General features: G+C 36.0%; 16 protein-coding genes. All 16 read right to left on the bottom strand.

What is annotated here, in order from left to right:
* Positions 1 to 468 precede the first annotated feature (468 nt).
* Positions 469 to 4,920: a discoidin domain-containing protein gene (locus BN1058_RS01900; protein ID WP_090852069.1), complete on the bottom strand. Its 4,452-nt coding sequence runs from the start codon at positions 4,918 to 4,920 to the stop codon at positions 469 to 471.
* Between the two features lie 429 nt (positions 4,921 to 5,349).
* On the bottom strand, positions 5,350 to 5,898 hold the full coding sequence (locus BN1058_RS01895) for a manganese efflux pump MntP (protein ID WP_090852066.1): 549 nt from the start codon (positions 5,896 to 5,898) through the stop codon (positions 5,350 to 5,352).
* 176 nt (positions 5,899 to 6,074) lie between these two features.
* The gene (locus BN1058_RS01890) at positions 6,075 to 7,112 is read right to left on the bottom strand and encodes an L-threonylcarbamoyladenylate synthase (RefSeq protein ID WP_090852063.1); all 1,038 of its coding nucleotides are present in this window, start codon (positions 7,110 to 7,112) and stop codon (positions 6,075 to 6,077) included.
* A 187-nt stretch (positions 7,113 to 7,299) separates the two neighbouring features.
* On the bottom strand, positions 7,300 to 7,713 hold the full coding sequence (locus tag BN1058_RS01885; protein WP_090852060.1) for a hypothetical protein: 414 nt from the start codon (positions 7,711 to 7,713) through the stop codon (positions 7,300 to 7,302).
* A gap of 67 nt (positions 7,714 to 7,780) precedes the next feature.
* Entirely contained in the window at positions 7,781 to 8,419 is a 639-nt protein-coding gene (spoIIR, locus tag BN1058_RS01880) for a stage II sporulation protein R (RefSeq protein ID WP_090852057.1), read from the bottom strand.
* A gap of 162 nt (positions 8,420 to 8,581) precedes the next feature.
* Positions 8,582 to 9,436 (bottom strand): peptide chain release factor N(5)-glutamine methyltransferase, encoded by an 855-nt coding sequence (prmC, locus tag BN1058_RS01875; protein WP_090852054.1) that lies wholly within the window; start codon positions 9,434 to 9,436, stop codon positions 8,582 to 8,584.
* 1 nt (position 9,437) lies between these two features.
* On the bottom strand, positions 9,438 to 10,508 hold the full coding sequence (gene prfA, locus BN1058_RS01870) for a peptide chain release factor 1 (RefSeq protein ID WP_090852051.1): 1,071 nt from the start codon (positions 10,506 to 10,508) through the stop codon (positions 9,438 to 9,440).
* Between the two features lie 247 nt (positions 10,509 to 10,755).
* Positions 10,756 to 11,373, bottom strand: a complete 618-nt coding sequence (locus tag BN1058_RS01865; RefSeq protein ID WP_090852048.1) for a thymidine kinase — start codon at positions 11,371 to 11,373, stop codon at positions 10,756 to 10,758.
* Between the two features lie 263 nt (positions 11,374 to 11,636).
* Positions 11,637 to 11,882, bottom strand: a complete 246-nt coding sequence (locus tag BN1058_RS01860; RefSeq protein ID WP_090852045.1) for a type B 50S ribosomal protein L31 — start codon at positions 11,880 to 11,882, stop codon at positions 11,637 to 11,639.
* Between the two features lie 201 nt (positions 11,883 to 12,083).
* The gene (gene rho / locus BN1058_RS01855; protein ID WP_090852042.1) at positions 12,084 to 13,367 is read right to left on the bottom strand and encodes a transcription termination factor Rho; all 1,284 of its coding nucleotides are present in this window, start codon (positions 13,365 to 13,367) and stop codon (positions 12,084 to 12,086) included.
* A gap of 501 nt (positions 13,368 to 13,868) precedes the next feature.
* Positions 13,869 to 15,155 carry a UDP-N-acetylglucosamine 1-carboxyvinyltransferase gene (locus BN1058_RS01850; RefSeq protein WP_090852039.1) on the bottom strand — a complete coding sequence of 429 codons (1,287 nt, stop codon included), beginning with the start codon at positions 15,153 to 15,155 and terminating at the stop codon, positions 13,869 to 13,871.
* A 261-nt stretch (positions 15,156 to 15,416) separates the two neighbouring features.
* A complete protein-coding gene (locus BN1058_RS01845) occupies positions 15,417 to 16,271 on the bottom strand; it encodes a class II fructose-bisphosphate aldolase (protein ID WP_090852036.1) in 855 nt (284 codons plus the stop codon).
* Positions 16,272 to 16,468: 197 nt separating this feature from the next.
* Positions 16,469 to 16,849: a response regulator gene (locus tag BN1058_RS01840; RefSeq protein WP_090852033.1), complete on the bottom strand. Its 381-nt coding sequence runs from the start codon at positions 16,847 to 16,849 to the stop codon at positions 16,469 to 16,471.
* Between the two features lie 232 nt (positions 16,850 to 17,081).
* Positions 17,082 to 18,683 carry a CTP synthase gene (locus BN1058_RS01835; RefSeq protein ID WP_090852030.1) on the bottom strand — a complete coding sequence of 534 codons (1,602 nt, stop codon included), beginning with the start codon at positions 18,681 to 18,683 and terminating at the stop codon, positions 17,082 to 17,084.
* A gap of 277 nt (positions 18,684 to 18,960) precedes the next feature.
* Positions 18,961 to 19,497: a DNA-directed RNA polymerase subunit delta gene (gene rpoE / locus BN1058_RS01830; protein ID WP_090852027.1), complete on the bottom strand. Its 537-nt coding sequence runs from the start codon at positions 19,495 to 19,497 to the stop codon at positions 18,961 to 18,963.
* A gap of 139 nt (positions 19,498 to 19,636) precedes the next feature.
* Entirely contained in the window at positions 19,637 to 20,227 is a 591-nt protein-coding gene (locus BN1058_RS01825; protein WP_090852025.1) for a P-loop nucleotide/nucleoside kinase family protein, read from the bottom strand.
* Between the last annotated feature and the right edge of the window lie 28 nt (positions 20,228 to 20,255).

Below are 20,255 nucleotides of genomic sequence, written 5' to 3'. Positions count from 1 at the left end.
ATAGACTATGCCTGAACCGCAGAGGAAATATACTCGCTTTCCGCAGTCACGGACTCAGGCCCACAAGACGTGGGTCAGTTAGACGTTGTCACAGGACGTGACGGTCTTAGTCTAACATCTATTCTTTACCAAGTGGATCTTCGGACTCGTGCTGTTCCTGCAGGACAAGAAACACTTCGACAGCGATGCATCGCACGAAGAAAATTGCTCTTTATTTTCGAGGAGTCTCGCATATTTCCTATGCTAAGGCTCTTTTATGCTAAAAACGTTCGCACCTCTTGTCTCCACAATATGTGCGTGTATTTTTTGTTTGTCTTTAAGCATTGATAAAACAGTGAGCACCACCACATTTAGGATCGAACCAAACAATAACCTAAAATTCATTCAAAAAAACCGCAAGAAATCAGTTTAAAAATAATGATTTCTTGCGGTTTATTCATTTTATGACATGACTATGCTAATTGTTTATTAAGAATGAGATCTTCTTCTTAATAAGACAAAAGCTGCACCACCTATTACTAATAGGATTAAACCAATAAATAGACTATTAAAGATAGATGTGCTTGTTTCAGGTAATTCTTCCTCACTATCTGACTGATTTGAATCTTGATCTGATTCTTCTTTGTCAGTAGTTGAGTCATCGGAGTCATCAGAATCACCTGGATCTACTGGATCTGGTGTATCTGCTTCTTCTACCGTCACCGTTGCTGTTTGTTCTACATCTCCTAATGTATAGGTGATTGTATACGTTCCTGGTACGGATGCATCATAGTCTCCTTCATCAATTACTACCGCTTCTGTGGCTTCTTCGCCTGCCTCATCTGCGGCTTCTGTAATTAATGAGCGTAAGTCTAACGAGTCTCCTGCTTTGATTGTTGCATCTTTTACCGTTAGAACTGGTTCAACTGGTTCTGGTGTGTCTGCTTCTTCTACCGTCACCGTTGCTGTTTGTTCTACATCTCCTAATGTATAGGTGATTGTATACGTTCCTGGCACGGATGCATCATAGTCTCCTTCATCAATTACTACCGCTTCTGTGGCTTCTTCTCCCGCCTCATCTGTGGCTTCTGTAATTAATGAGCGTAAGTCTAACGATTCTCCTGCTTTGATTGTTGCATCTTTTACCGTTAGAACTGGTTCAACTGGTTCTGGTGTGTCTGGTGTGTGCAATGAAAATTCTGCAGCACTGGCAAAACCATTGACACCGTCTTCTACAATAAAACGAACATATTTTGCATTTACACCGTTTAAATCAATGTTCTTAACGATAGAATTTGCTTCCCAATTACCTGAAGCAACTTCTTGATAATTTTCACCATCTGTACTTACTTCCATTCGATATGCTGTGATTAAACCATTAGCAGCTCCATCAGCGCCACCTTTACGTGGTGTATAAAGGAATTTATCCAAGTTCGTTTCTTCTGATAATTCCAAGTTCACCTCGTATGGTAGTGGAGGATTTTTATCCCATTCACTATGCCAAATCGTGTCTGTATCATTATCAAATGCAAGTTCAATTGGTCCTTCTACAGAAGTATTACTTTGATTTTTTTCTTCACTTGAAGCGGTGATTGTCATTGTACTAGGGTCTATCTTTGTTGGATCAATATATTTACCCTTTGTGACATTAAATGTTGAAATGGTACCATCTAATGCATCGGTTGCACTTCCAATTCGCTCAAGTGGCAATACAAGTGTATTGTATGGCATACTTGTATCTTCAGTAAGCGCTACCTCATCACCATTTACTAATAATCTCGTTTTCTCCATATCGGTAATGAAGGTTAGTGTGGTTTGTTCACCTGCAACTAATTTGTGATTGAAAGAATAAGATAGGTTACCAAAATCGTATCCTACATATCCATCCTCATTTACCGCATATAGCGTAGCATAGTCTTCAGATGCTAAACCATCTAATAAGCCATGGTTAACTGTTTCCGCTAAAATTTGTGTACCATCTGTGTCATCCAAAGTCAGTGTTACATTCATTACAGCGCTAGGGCCTAGATTGGTTAGTCCTGTAGTTACATAACTTTCATTAGCATGTAGCTGTAACCCTTGTCCTTCTACCACGTCGGCATTGACTGTGTCTTTGATATCATACCCATTTTTACTTTGGTCTACTGTACTTTGTGAGAAATCATAATCAAGTACCGTATCTTCTACCGTTGGTACCTCATAAAACGGATTTGTTTCAGGAGCTAGGTTTGTATTTTGTGCTAATTCTGCAAATGAAGCATAAGGCATATCTTCTGTACTACTTCCCCAATTCTTTTGTGCCATAACAGGGATAGCTTCAAATATGCGGTCAAACATGTCATAAGTAGTAATACCATTCTCAAGTTTGCCGATCTTATCATTCCAAAGAGCAAACATACCGCCTAAGAATTGAGGACTTGATTCATTGACAATTGTCCCATTTGAAAACTTATTTGGTTGATAGTTATTGTATAAACGTTCCGGATTCAAACGATCGTTATAGTATCCCGCTCTTGGTACAATATAGATCTGGCCATCATCAATGTTGATAATGTCATAGCCTTGTTCAAGCATCTGATTCGGATTTGCCCACCACGTGTTCCATACTTGCATTTGAACATCCTTTGATGTTACCGGTGTACTACCCGTTTTATTGGATAGGCTTCCCCATAATCGTACAGTGTGATTCTTCTCATCACGAATGAATTTAAGCATCTCATCTGCATATGCACGATATGCTTCTGCTTCCCCATAATATTCATCACTTCCGATATGAATTGGCATATCTTGGAACACAGGATCTGAACCATCTAAATATTCATTATAGATTGATTTAATAAAAGGCATCGTGTCTGGATGTGATAAATCTAGCATTGCTGCCGCTTCTTCAGGTGGCTTATTATTAATGATTTCCCCTTTATAGTGAAGTTCTGGTCTTACTTTCACCATAGATAACGCATGCCCTGGTGTATCGAATTCTGGAACAATATCTACACCGTAATTTCCAGCATCTGTTATAAATTGTGAGAATTCTTCTTTTGTATAATAACCATCTTCTGAAGTAAGGGCTACGCCATTTTCACCCACAATATCTGATTCTAGTCGGAAACCTGCATAAGCGTTCTCGATAGCGTTCTCGATCGAACCATACAAATCCATTTCTAATTCATTGTCATTTAAATGAACTTGAAAATCGTTCATTTTATAATAACTCATGTTTTTCATATATTGGTACATATACTCTAAATCCGTAAACTTTCGCCCAACATCTAACATGAATCCACGAACTTTATATTTTGGATAGTCACGAATCAAACCGTTAGGAAGTTCATTTGTTTCACTAAGTTTCAACTGTTGTAGTAATGTTCTTGTTGCATAAAATGCCCCTGTGTACTCCTCAGCAGTTATGACGATATTCCCGTCTTTCACTTCCATGTGATAGCCTTCTTCACCATAAACACCAGCTTCATCTTTTTGGAAGATAATCGCATTGGTCTCTGCTGTACCAATGGTTAAATCCAGATCTTCCATTTCAACTAGGTCCTGCTTAAAAATTTCAGCAGCTTTAGTGAAAGAAGCATCTTTTACTACTAATGTAGTATCGGTATCGACCGTAGTCATTCCCTCTAATCCATACCATTCTTGCAGGGCTGGAATTACTTTTGGTTTTTCATTTGTTCCTTCATTGTCATATTTACCTTTAACAGAAACGGTAAATTCTTTTGTTTCTGTACTTTCTGATTTTGTTAATTCTAATGTTACTTTCACATCTTTATCAGTCAAAGGTTCGAAAACGTTACCATTCAGATCAATAACTGGTTGTGCATTGCTTCCAACAACCGAAATAGTACCATTCGATGCTTGTGGAATATCTAATGCACCTGTTTCTTCATTGACTGAAAGCGTTGTAATTTGATTTAATGAAGTAATTTCATCTGGTGACTCCTCTACAGGTGTAGAAAAGGCTTCCACTTCATTCACGCCAACATTTGGCCAGTTACTACTACCACCATCATATTCTGTCACATGTAGTTTAATATATCTGGCATTTATACTATTTTGCAAATTCACTATTTGACGTTGTATACCAGATTTCTCTGTTTGTTCATAAATGGGGAAGTATTGTTCGTTGTCCTCCGAATAACTTAAATCAAAAGCAATAATGTTTGGGTTTTCTCTTTCCCAATTAATAATAACAGATTGTAATTGGGTCAAATGCTGTAGATCAATGGTGAGCGTTCTTGGGGTAATGTCTTCACTTTTATCGGTAGACCAGCGTGTTGTTAGATCGCCATCAATTGTATTACTAGCCACAAAATCTGTACCAGCTTCTTCATTTGAAGCAGTAGCCTCTTTTCCAACTGCTACATTGTCTGTTCCAACTACTACCGTATCTAAATTCTCTAATACTTCGAATTCATACACAGATACAGTTGGCCAAGTAACACTTTTGTCAATATTAGGAGCAGTTTCATCAAAATCAGTAATAACTAAACGAACAACTTTAGCAGTAACGGCTTCGTCTAATTTCACTGTTTCAATCCATTGCTTTTTATTCGTTGTTGAATCATAGACTGTTTCAAAGTTATCGCCATCTGTTGATACTTCAATGCGATAAGCGTTTACATTTATTCTTTCCCAATGTATCTTGAACCCTTCAAAGGTCTTTTGTTCAGGGTATTCAACCTGTAACCATTTTGGATTCTCTTCTGAAGCTAATGATGCTTCACTACTCCATCTAGAATCAGGATTGTCATATCGGTTATAAAGCCCATCAAATGCTTTCTCAGGACCTGTTGACCCCATTTCTGAACCAGAAGCCGTGAAAATAGGTTCATCCCCTACTGCATGGATAGGCACCGCAAAATTTGTCAATAGTGACGGCATGAACACCATTACTGCAATAAAACAGATTGCTATTTTTTTAATATAATTCTTCAACGCGTTTCCTCCCTTTAATCATTCATAATTAAACAGGTGAATGATCTGCTGCATGTTCTCTACTGAACAAGCAACTGCATTTAATATGTGCACATAAATAAAGCATCCTCTTCATTAGCAACTTTTAAAACATGTTGAACTACGACATACAAACTTTCCTTGTCCATAACAGCTTAATACTATAAGCGTTTTTTTCTGAATTACATGACAATTTAGTTTAAAAATAGACTTTTCTTATCAAGATTCCTCCTTTTCTACGTATTTGACCTATAAAAAATAGACTAAATGATTTAGCCTATATCTATTATTATACATTTCTATTCTTTTTACAATATATCCTGTTCATTTTTTAGGTTAAACAGGAAAACTATTCCTCTTAATCTATTATACGTAATTAGTAGGTTATCTATGTACACTTATTATACCTACTTAACCAAAAATAAAGTGAAGGCCAAATCCACATAAAATCGTGCCACCAAGTAGTTCACTATACACACCTAATAACCCACGTGCTTTCCTTCCTAAAAGCAAGCCACTCCATGTTAAAATCATACTCATTATACCAAATAATATAAGGCTTAATAGGATTTTTACACCAGACATGCCTAGGCTTAGCCCTACAGAAAAACTATCCATACTTACACTGAACGAAAACAGAAATAAGCCGATACCAATTGGTTTCATTGGCTGCTTTCTTTCTTCTTGAAAAGTTTGTAGCATCATATGTATGCCTAGCCCAAAAAGTAACAAGCCAGCACAAAGTATTGCTGCACCCTCTAATTGAGTTGAAATTAATCGTCCGACAATCATCCCTATAAATGGCATGATAATATGAAAGATACCTACCGTGACACCTATAAAGAATATACGTTTTAACCGTAGTAACTGTAGCCCCATTCCTAAACCTACTGAGAATGCATCCATACCAAGTGCAATGGCCATAATAAGTAATGAAATGGTGCCATTTAGTTCAATCATAGCTATTCCCTCCATTTATAGGACATGCTAGTCTACTATATGTGAAGGGCTTGCCAGATATGCCGAGAAAGTAAATTATCCCAAAAGAAAGTTGTTTTCTACCTGAATGGAGGACACGCTCAAGAAAATACAAAAATCAAACGTCATAAAAGTATAACGTTTGATCCGTTTGTTTATCATTGTCTTATGATTTCTGATGCTGCTTTTTCTAAACGATTCATAATTGCTTGACCAATGCCTTGTTTTGGAAACACTTCTCCTAAAATAACATCGGTATCCTTTGCTTGGAATGATCGAAGCGTATCATATAAGTGGACAGCTATTGTAGTTAAATCTGACTTCGAACCACAAATTCTACTATTGGAAACGTGTAATTTGCCAATTAACTCCTCACTTGCCATTACTCCAACCCTTAATCCTTGCTTTGTTAGACGGTCAATTTCTTTTTGAAAAAACGCACTTGTACCATCAACTAACCAGAGTGGCATTTCTGGTTCATAGTGATTGTATTTCATACCAGGGGCTTTTGGCTTATCTGTTTGCTGATCATTTGTTGGATCAACAGTTACTACACCAGTAGCTTCTTCTATTTGCTCCCTCGTGATCCCACCAGGTCGTAATATGATGGGCACATCTCCTGTACAATCAACAACAGTCGATTCCACTCCAACGTTTGTAGAAGCACTGTCAACAATCCCAGCTATCTTTCCATTTAAATCATGAAAGACATGGATCGCAGTAGTTGGGCTAGGTTTACCAGACGTATTGGCACTTGGTGCTGCAATTGGAAGTCCAGCTTCTCTTAATAAGGCTCTAGCAATGGGGTGATCCGGAATACGTAACCCGAGGGTATCTAAGCCCGCAGTAACGTTAGTAGCAATTTTTTCATTACTAGGTAGAATGACAGTGATTGGCCCCGGCATAAACGTATTGATTAGTTTTTCCGCAATTGGGGTCACACGTTTCACATAATGCGGTACTTGTTCTATATCTGCTAGATGAACAATCAACGGATTGTCTGAAGGACGTCCTTTTGCTTTAAAAATTTTTGAAACAGCTGTTTCCTTCGTCGCATCAGCACCTAATCCATATACTGTCTCTGTTGGAAAAGCAACTAATTCTTGTTTTTTTAGTAAAGCTGCAGCTTCTTTAATTGATTGTTGTCCTTTTTGATCCAATTCTCTGATTGTCCAATATTTTGTCTGTCTTTCCATAAGAATCCCTTTCTGTTATTAACAAGTTATCAACAAATACATCACAACTTATCCACACGTTATCCAGATGTGAACAACTTACATTTGCCAATCACCGTAAACTGTTTACGTTTTCACTTTAATCATATAATTTTTATTAACTATAGTGCATTATTAACAAGTTATCAACAATGGTTATCCACAACTGTTAATAAACTTCCGCGTTATCTACTACTATTCCCCACCACTTACCTGGCTTTTGTTGATTATCTGGTGGTGATGTGACTGGTTCAAAATGTAATTGTTTTAGTAATTGATTTAATGCATCCTGTTCACTATAGATAAACATGTACTTTAATTGCTTTGTTTTTACTAATTGAATACACACTTCTATTATGGCAAGAATATACATCGGTGCTAATTTTTCTTTCATATATAAATGCTTTAATTGCACACCATTATCTTTCACAGGTACTAGCATAAAGAAAGCATGCATCACATCTTCTTTTATAAAATAGCCATAAGCATGAATATCTTCTTCTGTAAGATTTGCAGGTAATTGATGATAAAAAAATTCTTCCCAAACATCTCTTGTCAGTTCACTTGCCTTTATACATTCCATTGTAATCATCTCCTCATAGAAAATCTAGCTTTCTACTATTTCTATGATAGATTTGTTTCATTATACCTTAACGAAACCATTCTAAGAAAAAAAATCTCACTTCTACATCTTTTTCTTCCTCTGTTTGAATTGGTTTTGTTTCTCTGGATTCCTTAGGTTCTTTAGGTTCTTCGGATTCTTCAGGTTCTTCTGCGGCAGCTACCGTTGTCCCATTAGAAAAATCAAGAAAACATAATGGCGGAAATAACACGCACCACCAATTTGCACCTTTTCCTTCCCCTAGTGTAATGAGGATCGCTTCATACTCTCCTGCAGGGTAAACATATTTCCCATAAACTTTTGAAGGAAAGTTTACTTCTTTACCATAATTGACTTGATAATCCGTTGCTATATTTTCTTGCTTTAATGTTCGTTCAACAATTTTCTCGATGGCAGGTAAACGTTCTTGAATTACTTTTCTAGCAACTTCAATAGAATCTAGTTCTTCTACCCACTTTGTTATTTCTTGATTAACCTCATCCCTTACTACTCGTTTTATCGATTGATCTTTTTCTTGATCACTATTTGCTAAAATGCGTAAACGTATGGCTTCATCCGGAATCACTTGGTAATCACTTGCGGCGGCCTCTTGATTTATCCACAACTGATTGACTAAAATAAATAAACCTATAAATGAAATAATTACAATAACTATATGTTTCTTCATCTTTATATCGCTCCCCATTGTTTGCTATACAAACAGTATGGGCGTGCTTATTAACTTTTAAACTAGGAAACTACTATTTTTTCAATTTACTTGAATACATCAATCGTTCTAATTATATGTGCGCTATTTCGGTCGTTTACATTAATAGTTGATTATTCGGTTCTACAATGTTGCAAATACCATTCTGTCTTTTCCGTTTATGTCTTTTCTTATTTCTACATCACTATTAGGAAATTTTGCTTGAATACGTGCTTTTACTTCTTCCCCTTGTTGATAACCTATTTCAAAGGCAAGTAATCCACATGTGGATAACACTTGTTCTGCTTGTTCAATAAGTTGTTGATAAGCGTACAAGCCATTATCGTCTGCAAACAATGCTAATGAGGGATCAAAATTTTTCACTGTATCAGATAATGTGTCACTATCTTTCCAAGGAATATAAGGAGGGTTGGAGATAATCACATCTGCCTTATTCCCTTGATTAATCCAAGATTGTAGAAAGTCACTTTGCGCAAATGATACGTTTGCATGATGCTGCTTTGCATTTGCTTGCGCTACTGTTAATGCTGCTTCAGAGATATCTAGTGCATGTACATCTAAGGTTGGGTCTTCTAGCTTTAATGTAATCGCAATAATCCCACTACCTGTACCAACATCCACTACTCGAAGGGGTCGTTTCAGTTGCTTCACTTTCTCAAGTGTGCCTAATACAAGTTCTTCCGTTTCCGGTCTTGGGATAAGTACATCTTTATTTACATTGAATTTTCGACCATAAAAAGATTCATATCCAATAAGATGTTGAATAGGTACACCTGTTTCAACATGCTTAACCATATCACGTTGATATGCTTGATACACTGGTTCTGCTATTGATTGGCGTAGTTGCATAAGTAATTGTGTTTTATCCAGTTGTAAATGATGCATTAGCAATAGTTCTGCTATACGCGGTTCTCTATTATTTTGTTCTAAAAAAAGAGAAGCCCGACGAAGGACTTCTTGTAAGTTAGGCTGTGTCATATTATTCACCGATTTGTTCCATTCTATTTGTTTGTTCTTCCATTAAAAGCGCATCAATGACTTCGTTTAGCTTCCCTTCTAAAATTTGATCTAATTTTTGAATGGTTAGGCCTATACGATGGTCAGTCACACGATTTTGTGGAAAGTTATACGTTCTAATTCGTTCCGAACGGTCACCTGATCCTACAGCGGATTTTCTTGTTTCGTCATATTCCGCCTGTGCTTCTTGTTGGAATTTATCATAAATTCTAGCACGCAAAATTTTCATCGCTTTTTCTTTATTTTTAATTTGTGATTTTTCATCTTGCATCGATACGACAACGCCAGTTGGTTCATGGGTCAAACGAACAGCAGACATTGTTGTGTTTACACTCTGTCCACCAGGTCCACTTGAAGCAAACGTATCGACGCGAATATCTTTTTCATGGATATCTACTTCTACCTCTTCTGTTTCCGGCAAAGCAACAACGGTAGCCGTTGATGTGTGAATGCGCCCGCCAGATTCCGTTTCAGGAACACGTTGCACACGGTGGGCACCATTTTCATATTTTAACTTTGAATAGGCACCTTTACCATTAATCATAAAAATAATTTCTTTATAACCACCGACCCCAGTGGAGTTGGATTCCATTACATCGAGTTTCCAACCTTGGGCTTCAGCAAATCGAGCATACATTCGAAAAAGATCGCCAGCAAATAGCGCTGCTTCATCTCCACCTGCTGCCCCACGAATTTCCATAATAACGTTTTTATCATCGTTTGGATCTTTTGGTAATAAGAGAACTTTTAGTTTTTCCTCTAATTCCGGGATTTGATCTTCTAACTCGTTAATTTCCATTTTAACCATTTCATACATCTCATCATCCAATTTATCTTCCAACATCTGTTTTGCATCATTTAGCTGATTAGATATATCTTTGTATTCTCGATACACTTGAATGATTTCCGTTAAGTCTGCTTGTTCTTTCGAGTACTCTCTTAATTTTTTTGTATCGCTGATTACTTCAGGGTCACTTAACAATTCATTTAATTTATCATAACGGGCTTCTAGTGATTGTAGTTTATCAAGCACGTTCTTCACCTCTTTTTCTTTTACACGTAACGCGTACAGTCCATTTTATTATTATACAATACTTTTTATTATAATATAGCAAAAATCGTCCGTCAAAATCATGTTTTTAAATAGGAATTATACTCACTTTCCCCAAAAATATGATGGCTATGCATGATTGATTTTAATAAAGCGAACTATAATGATTAATAAATTATAGTTCGCTTTTAACTTTCCTATTCTTTTATCTTAGCTTGTTTGTTCACTTTCATGGATTTGAAGTTGTGTTTTTACGTATGGTCGGTCTTGGTTTATTAGGAACCTCATGGTGATGACGGCACCTCGGTTCATAAGATTCTGATGCACCTACCAAAATAATCGGATCGTTATAAGATGCCGGTTTCCCATCAATTAAGCGTTGTGTTCGACTTGCAGGAGAAGAACAGATTGGACAGATAGCATTTAATTTAGAAATAGACTCACTTAAAGCCATTAATTGCGGCATTGGTCCAAATGGTTCTCCACGAAAATCAGTATCTAGGCCAGCTACAATAACACGGTGCCCATGATTGGCCAATTCATCAACAATTTCTATAATTTCATCATCAAAAAACTGTATTTCATCTATTCCAACTACATCAATCGTATCATCCATTTGTTCAATAATGTCATTCGCACATGTTACTGGTCTAGCGAGAATGGAGTTTCCATTATGCGAAACGACAGATTCTTCACCATATCGATTATCTATTGCAGGCTTAAAGACTCGAACGGTTAAATTGCCATAAGTTGCTCTTCTAACACGGCGAATTAATTCCTCTGATTTTCCCGAAAACATGCTACCACAGATAAGTTCTACCCATCCACTTTGCTTCATTACATACACGTACGGCCTCTCCTTTCTTATGTAAAACAAATTGCAGCATTATACACCTGATTATCCATAGTAAAAAGTAAAGATTTCTTTATTTTTTATTGATAATTCTAGTATATATAAACTTTCTTATTTATACAGTGATTATATACATTGTTCTATCGTGAAAAAGAAAAAACAGGCTACAAACATATGCCTGTTTTCTCCACTTGTCTAAGGTTAAGATGAGCCATTTCTACAAAAGAAATGGCTCTTCATGTTAACTAATTAAATAATTAGCTAAGGTTATATTTTTTCTTAAAGCGATCTACACGGCCACCAGCTTTATCTGCTTTTTGCTTACCAGTATAGAACGGATGAGAATCTGAACTAATTTCCACACGGATTAGAGGGTATGTGTTACCATCTTCCCATTCAATTGTTTCATCTGAATTTTTCGTAGATCCGGTAAGAAATTTGTAATCAGAACTTGTGTCAAGAAATACAACTTTTCTGTATTCTGGGTGAATTCCTTGTTTCATGTCTTTCCACTCCTTTTGCCCTGAATCCTTTGGAAACAGAGTTATTCACTATATCACACCTTTTGTGTAATATGCGTCGATATGTGTCATACAGAAAGATTATAACAGTGTACACTACTGTTTGCAAGAGTGAGTTTATCTTTCCTTTACGATTATACTTTTATTATTTTATTCCTATTGTTAGCTATTCTAGTGCAATTATTACTTTCTGGTTGTTCCTTTACGTTTCATTTCTTCTTCCAATTGTTGAAAAAATTCTTCATTATTTTTCGTGTTTTTCAATTTGCGTAAGAAGCGATCTAAGAAATCAGGTGAATCTTGCATGGACTTACGAACAGCCCACATCATATCTAATTGTGGTTTAGATAATAGTAGTTCTTCTTTTCTTGTACTTGATCGTATGATATCAATCGCAGGGAAAATCCGTCTTTGTGCAAGTGAACGATCTAAATGAAGTTCCATGTTACCTGTTCCTTTAAATTCTTCATAAATGACGTCATCCATGCGTGATCCAGTTTCTACTAATGCAGTTGCTAAGATAGTAAAACTACCACCTTCTTCAATATTTCGAGCAGCTCCGAAAAAGCGTTTTGGACGATGGAATGCCGCTGGGTCAATACCACCAGATAAGGTTCGTCCACTTGGTGGGATAACTAAGTTATAAGCACGCGCCAATCGAGTAATACTGTCCATTAACACAACAACATCCTTCTTATGTTCAACCAGACGCATCGCACGCTCCAATACAAGCTCAGAAACTTTAATATGATTCTCAGGTACTTCGTCAAATGTAGAACTTACCACATCTACATCAGGATGCACGGAACGTTCAATATCTGTTACTTCTTCTGGTCGTTCATCTACTAATAAAATAATTAGCTTAACATCTGGATGATTCTCTGTAATGCTATTCGCAATCTGCGTTAACAACATCGTTTTACCAGCTTTTGGTGGGGCTACAATGAGGCCACGTTGCCCATAACCGACTGGTGTAATTAAATCCATAATTCGAGTGGAAATATTTTTTGTTTTTGTTTCTAAATGCATTAAGCGATCAGGATATAATGGCGTTAAGGCAGGGAAATGGACACGCTCTTTAGCCATCTCTGGATTCTCTCCGTTTACTGCATCCACATGTAATAAACCATAGTAACGTTCATTTTCCTTTGGTGGACGTACTTTACCAGAAACTTTATCTCCATTCCGAAGATCAAAGCGACGAATTTGAGAAGCTGAGATATAAATATCCTCTGCACTTGGAGAATAATTAATTGGACGCAAAAATCCGAACCCTTCTGATGGAATAATTTCTAAAATTCCATCCATGAATAAATAGCCACTTTTTTCTGCTTGTGCTTTTAAAATAGCAAAAATCAATTCTCTTTTAGTTAATTTTGCATAATATGATACTTTATACTCTCTAGCTTTCGCATAAAGCTCTTTTAACGTCATTGTCTCCAGTTGAGAAATGGTTACTTCAGACACACAATCACCACACCTATTATTATTTTACAACGAGCATTTTTTCATTGAATTAAAATGACATGCATCGTTTCAATGTTTTATCTATTTTTATTTATGTTTTTTGATTAATGATTTCTATTTGGATACCTCTTGATTTTGAAGTTTTGTATTTTGTCAGTGTTGTATTGTTCTCTATGAAGATGTAATAAGCACATGACTTGTTTCTACCAAGAAGTGATGTGAAGGAAATTATTTATAATAGAATAGAAGTTTTGAATACTTTTTAACAAGCATTCCCTTAAGATTTATTATTAAACCCTCTTTATCGTACCGTGTTCTTCTATTTTATTCAACTATATTTTTTAAATTTGTCTGATTTAATAATAGAATAAGTTTAACTTTCATTTGCTATAGTTTTAAAAAACATTTGATTACGTTAAATCAAACTTTCTTATTATGTAAAAACAGGAGTTGCCAGTACAGACAACTCCACGCTATTTTATTAAAATATGTTGTTTACCATTAAGAATTCTGGAATTGCTCCATTTCAGTAGCTGTCATTTCTTCTCGCCAAATGATAGCACCAAGGCTTGATAGTTTTTGGGTTAATTCTTCATAGCCGCGATCAATATGTTCAAGTCCTGTAATCTCTGTTACACCTTCAGCAATTAATCCAGCAACAATAAGTGCTGCACCTGCACGTAAATCACTCGCCTTTACTTTAGCACCTTCAAGTTGAACAGGACCAGTAATAATAGCTGAACTGCCTTCCACTTTAATTTGGGCGTTCATTCTTCTTAATTCATCGATATGCTTAAAACGCGCCTGATAAATGGTATCCGTGACTACCGATGTTCCTGTTGCCTTTGTTAATAATGACGTGAAGGGTTGTTGCAAGTCAGTGGGAAAACCTGGGTGTACTAACGTCTTAATATCCACTGATTGGAGATTTTCACTACGTGTAATAAGTAGTTGTTCTTCTCCTTCTTCAATTTGCACACCCATTTCACGGAGTTTTGCTAATAATGGTTCCAAATGTTGTGGGATAACATTGTCGATTAGAACTTTTTCTCCATGTGCAGCAGCCATTATGGCATAAGTTCCTGCTTCAATACGATCTGGAATAATCGTATGCATACAGCCCGTCAATGCATCTACACCTTCAATTCGAATAACATCCGTTCCAGCACCTTTAATTTTTGCACCCATACTTGTTAATAATGTTGCTACGTCTATAATTTCAGGTTCGCGAGCGGCATTTTCAATAATTGTCTTTCCCTTTGCTTTAACCGCAGCCAACATAATATTGATCGTTGCCCCTACACTTACTACATCTAAATAGATCCGCGCACCTCTTAATTCATCCGCTCGTAAATAAATCGCACCTTGTTCATTGGTTACTTTTGCACCTAATGCTTCAAACCCTTTTATGTGTTGATCGATTGGACGCGGACCAATATGACAACCGCCAGGTAAACCGATCACAGCTTGCTTAAAGCGACCAAGCATTGCACCCATAAAGTAATAAGATGCTCGTAATTTTTTTACTTTTCCATTTGGTAATGGCATTGCAGTCATATGTGTCGGATCAATATGTACTGTTTGTCCATTCCATGAAACGGAACCACCAATCTCCTCCAACAAATCACCCAGTACACCCACATCTGAGATATTAGGTAATCCCTCTATAATTACCTTAGAATCAGCTAAAATAGCTGCAGGTAACAAGGCTACCGCACTATTTTTCGCGCCACTAATTCGAACTTTTCCATTCAGTGGTGCACCACCCTGCACAAATAGCTTTTGCATATTAAAATTCCTCACTTTATTTATTGGTTATCTATCCTAAGGAGCGTATTCACTTTCATCTTTAGTTTACACATATTTACCAAAAACATGCATACATTAAATCACTACTTCTATTATACAAAGTTTTTTTACTTGTATCTACCTTAAATCATAAAAGGTAAGACAAGTGTAGATTCGCAGTGTCCCCATTTTCAAAACATCATTTTTGGCAAAATAAAAAAAACCATCCCTAATAGGAATGGTTTTTTAATATGTTGTTTATTATGCTTGGTTAGATGAACCGAACTCACGCATTTTACCGATAACTGTTTCTTTAATCGCGTCACGTCCAGGTCCTAAGTATTTACGTGGATCATATTGTTCAGGTTGTTCAGCTAGTACTTGACGAACCTTTTCTGCCTGAGCAATTTGGTTTTCTGTATTAACGTTGATTTTTGAAGTTGCATAAGAAATCGCACGTTTAATGTCAGCGGTCGGGATACCAGTTCCTCCGTGTAAAACAAGTGGAAGTCCAGTTGCTTTACCGATTTCTTCCATTTCTTTAAATCCTAAGTTTGGTTCACCTTTGTAAGGGCCATGTACGGAACCTAATGCTGGAGCTAGACAGTCAATTCCTGTGCGCTCAACAAGTTCTTGACATTCTTTTGGATCAGCATAAATAATGCTTCCTGAAACATCATCTTCTTGTCCACCAACAGTTCCCAATTCAGCTTCAACAGATACGCCATGGAAATGAGCAAGTTCTACTACTTTTGATGTAGTTGCTACATTTTCTTCAAATGGGTCATGAGAAGCGTCGATCATTACTGAAGTAAATCCAGCATGAATTGCTTTTGCACATTGCTCAAAGCTTGAACCATGATCTAAATGAATAGCAACCGGCACAGTAGTACCATATACTTCCATTAATGATTCAACCATCGCAACTACTACTTTGTAACCACCCATATAGCGAGCTGCACCTTCTGAAACCCCTATGATTACTGGAGATTTTTCTTCTTCAGCAGCTTGTAGAATTGCTTGACCATATTCTAAGTTGTTTAAGTTAAACTGCCCAACTGCATAGCCGCCTTTTTTGGCATCTTCTAACATTTGTTTCATTGATACTAATGGCATGAATGTTCCTCCTTAGATATTTTGTAAAGATAAAAATACTATTCCCTATAGCCAGTCAAATATGTTTGTTGATTGGATACAGTATAAGAATACCAACTTCAACAAAAAGGTGCAACAAAACTTATAATTTGTAAACGGTTACTATTTTATTTTTTGACTTTTTTATGAAAACAGCTTTATTTTACTGTTTTCATCTCCTAATTATCCTGTACTTGTTCATTTTCTAAAAGACTTTGAATGACTTCTTTTACCTGTACAATATTAAACGGTTTCGCCATAATTTGTTTAATCGATTGTAAATGCGACGTTTTTTCCTTTGCTTCTTCGGGAAGGCCACTCAATACAACAGTTGGAATAAATATCTCTTGTTGTTCGATTCGCTCTATCACTTTAGCTCCGTCCATAACTGGCAACCAGAAGTCGATTAATAATAAGCTCGGCTTGTTGTTTTCGATATATTCTAAGGCCTCTGGTCCACTTTCACAACTACTTACTGCATATCCTTCATTCTTAACAATCTCTTCTAATAAAATTCGTATACCAATTTGATCATCTACGATTAGCACATAGTCATCCATGAAGAACAAGCACCTCCATTGTTTGTTATTGGGTATAAATTTTGATTATTGTTTTTATCGCTTGCATTTTTTGATAATTAATGACTTTATACAGTATATGGATGGATACAAAAGTACTAATATACATGAATTTCGATACATTTTGTGTTTTTCCTGCTAATTTGTGTATTTTATCCTAATTAAAACAAAAGAAAGGCGAGAATGCTCACCTTCCTTTCTGTAAATTATATATTTATTTCTTTTTAATAGCTGCTCCTATAAAACCATCAAATAAACGCTGTGGTCTTGTTGGACGTGACTTAAATTCCGGATGGAACTGTGATGCAATAAACCATGGATGATCTTCTAATTCAATGGTTTCAATTAACTTGCCATCAGGACTTGTCCCAGAGAAAATAAATCCTGCTTCTTCCATTTGATCACGATACTGATTGTTAAACTCAAAACGATGGCGATGACGTTCATAGACAATATCTTCATCTTGGTAGGCTTCACGCGTTTTTGTCCCCTCTTTTAATCGACAAGGATACACACCTAGACGAAGCGTCCCACCCATATCGGAAATTTCCTTCTGTTCAGGAAGCAAATCGATAATTGGATATGGTGTTTCTGGATTAATTTCTGCTGAGTGCGCTCCTGCTAGTCCAAGGACGTTGCGTGCAAATTCAACTGTTGCTAATTGCATCCCTAAACATATACCTAAGAATGGAATTTTTGATTCACGTGCATAACGAATTGCTTCAATTTTCCCTTCAATACCTCGGTCACCAAATCCACCAGGTACAAGGATACCATCAACATCTTTTAATGCATCTGATACATTATCTGCCGTTATTCCCTCAGCATTTACCCATTTAACACTTACTTCTGAATCATAACTATAACCTGCATGTTTTAATGCTTCTACAACAGAGATATAAGCATCAGGTAATTCAACATACTTTCCTACTAGACCGATGGTTACTGTTTTTGATAAATGTTGCACTCTTTCCGCTAAATCTATCCACTCAACCATATCAGCTGAAGGACAATCCAAGCCAAAATGATCGCAAGTAATTTGATCTAATTGTTGTGCTTGCAAAGCTAATGGCACGTGATATAGTGTCTCGGCATCTGCTGACTCAATTACATTTCGTTCATTAATGTCACAGAATAAAGCAATTTTTTCTTTCATTTCTTGACTAATATCCATTTCAGTTCGTAACACAATCACATCAGGCTGTATACCTAATGAACGCAATTCCTTTACACTATGCTGTGTCGGTTTTGTTTTTAATTCACCCGCAGCTTTAATATAAGGAACTAGTGTAGTATGAATGTACATGACATTTTCTTTTCCAATATCACTTTTAATTTGGCGAATAGCTTCAAGAAATGGTAATGATTCAATATCTCCTACAGTTCCACCAATTTCCGTAATAACTACATCCGCATTAGTTTGTTTACCAGCTTGAAATACTTTATCTTTAATTTCATTTGTAATATGTGGAATAACCTGTACTGTGCCGCCTAAATAGTCTCCACGTCGCTCTTTTTTTATAACGGTTGAATAAATTTTACCTGTTGTAACGTTACTGTATTTTGTTAAATTGATATCAATAAAACGTTCGTAATGGCCTAAGTCTAAGTCTGTTTCAGCACCATCTTCTGTCACGAACACTTCACCATGTTGATATGGACTCATTGTACCTGGATCTACGTTAATATAGGGGTCAAATTTTTGAATCGTAACACTTAAACCTCTATTTTTCAATAAACGTCCTAATGATGCTGCGATTATACCTTTCCCAATTGATGATACAACTCCACCTGTTACAAAAATATATTTAGTCACTTTGCATCCCTCTTTCTTGTTAATATTATGTGTATATATCAATGACTTCATCAAAACAAAAATACCCAGTGTAACAAAAATCTCCATTTACGATATCCATGGTAAGATAACTATTGATGAAAGAATTGTATCGCATCGCAGGATTTTTTTGATCTACTAAGCAACAATAAAAAACGTCCCCCTAGAAATATAGGGGGACGTTAGATTTAATTTAAAAATTAAACAATAGAGCCCAAACTAAATATTACTTATTCCATGAAAAAAAGTCAAGTACAATTTATTTGTCTTCTTCTCCCTCTTCTTCGTTTTCATCTTCATCAAATGTTTCTTCATCAAATGCATCATAATCTTCATCATAATTTTCTTCTTCTGCTTCGTCATTACCTACACCATCAAAATCAACGTCATCATCGCTAAAATCAGATTGATCAAAGTCAAGGCTTTCTTCTGTAATATCATCTTCTGTATCCTCGTACACCTTTTCTTTTTTCGGTTTTTTAGCTGCTTTTTTCTTCTTTTTCTTTTTCTTTGGAGCAGAACTAATTTCTTCCTCAATTTGTTCAACTGGATACCAATCACGTAATCCCCATTGTCCTGATCCTATACTTAAGAAACGACCATCAATATTTAAATCTGTATAGAATTGTGCTAAATATTCTTGTTGCTGTACCTCATTAAATTCCTTATATTCGATTACTTTTTGATATATTTCTTGGTAAGTTATCGCCTTTTTCTCTTCTTTTAAGATCATCTGTGCTAACTCAATCATCGAAATATCTTTTAATTCTTCGCGGCTATAATTATTCAAGCTCACCGTCAAAGCACTCCCTCTATTGTTATTATTTATCCGAGTTTATGTACCATGTTACTTAGTTAATACATGTCAATATTATATTACTCAATATATTATATTGGTATGAATAGTAAAATGCAATATTCGCTAGACAAACAGTTTAGGATGATTGAATAAAATTAACTAATGTTGATACCTTTTCTTTTGATAATTTACCAGAATTATCAAATGTATACTTGTTATTCGCCGGAATATCCCAATTAATTGTTGGAATAAAATGCACCCTATCTTCATAACTATCCCAATTTTGCAATTTCCATGTATCACGGACTGTTCCACGATCTTCTATTCGTTTTTTTTGTTTATCTATATCATTCAAAGTAACGATAACAACTTTTACATCGGTGTTTTCTTTTGTTCTCCCACTTTGTTCCAGCACTTCTTCTAGCCATTGTTTGCTTTTTAATTCCGAGGTAAAAGGAGAAATCATAAATACATTTTGTCCTACTGATAAATTTTCAATACAAATGTCCTTCGTTGTATCATATTCTAAATCTCGCAAATGCTCCTTATAAAATTTAGAATCTCGATCATCTTTATCTAGTCCTTCTTTCTCTAAGAAACGTTCAACAAATCGACCACCCACTGTATCACGATCAAGAAATGCGCAAGGGACCTTTGCAGCAACTTCTCTTGCTACTGTCGTCTTACCTGTCCCTGCTACCCCTACGAAAAATACTAACTTTTGCATGAAATACACCCCATCCCATTAAATGATT

The sequence above is a fragment of the Paraliobacillus sp. PM-2 genome, assembly GCF_001368815.1.
In the GTDB taxonomy this organism is placed as follows: domain Bacteria; phylum Bacillota; class Bacilli; order Bacillales; family Amphibacillaceae; genus Paraliobacillus.
Note: the sequence above shows the minus strand (reverse complement) of the source record. Positions and strands in the feature narration are given on the sequence as shown.

Bases quoted from the DNA above. Each gene is read 5' to 3' on its own strand.
- BN1058_RS01885 (WP_090852060.1), bottom strand. From the start codon at position 7,713: ATGGAATGTATAAAGGCAAGTGAACTGACAAGAGATGTTTGGGAAGAA.
- BN1058_RS01895 (WP_090852066.1), bottom strand. From the start codon at position 5,898: ATGATTGAACTAAATGGCACCATTTCATTACTTATTATGGCCATTGCA.
- BN1058_RS01840 (WP_090852033.1), bottom strand. From the start codon at position 16,849: ATGGATGACTATGTGCTAATCGTAGATGATCAAATTGGTATACGAATT.
- spoIIR (WP_090852057.1), bottom strand. From the start codon at position 8,419: ATGAAGAAACATATAGTTATTGTAATTATTTCATTTATAGGTTTATTT.
- BN1058_RS01860 (WP_090852045.1), bottom strand. From the start codon at position 11,882: ATGAAACAAGGAATTCACCCAGAATACAGAAAAGTTGTATTTCTTGAC.
- prmC (WP_090852054.1), bottom strand. From the start codon at position 9,436: ATGACACAGCCTAACTTACAAGAAGTCCTTCGTCGGGCTTCTCTTTTT.
- BN1058_RS01850 (WP_090852039.1), bottom strand. From the start codon at position 15,155: ATGCAAAAGCTATTTGTGCAGGGTGGTGCACCACTGAATGGAAAAGTT.
- BN1058_RS01825 (WP_090852025.1), bottom strand. From the start codon at position 20,227: ATGCAAAAGTTAGTATTTTTCGTAGGGGTAGCAGGGACAGGTAAGACG.
- BN1058_RS01890 (WP_090852063.1), bottom strand. From the start codon at position 7,112: ATGGAAAGACAGACAAAATATTGGACAATCAGAGAATTGGATCAAAAA.
- BN1058_RS01845 (WP_090852036.1), bottom strand. From the start codon at position 16,271: ATGCCATTAGTATCAATGAAACAAATGTTAGAAGATGCCAAAAAAGGC.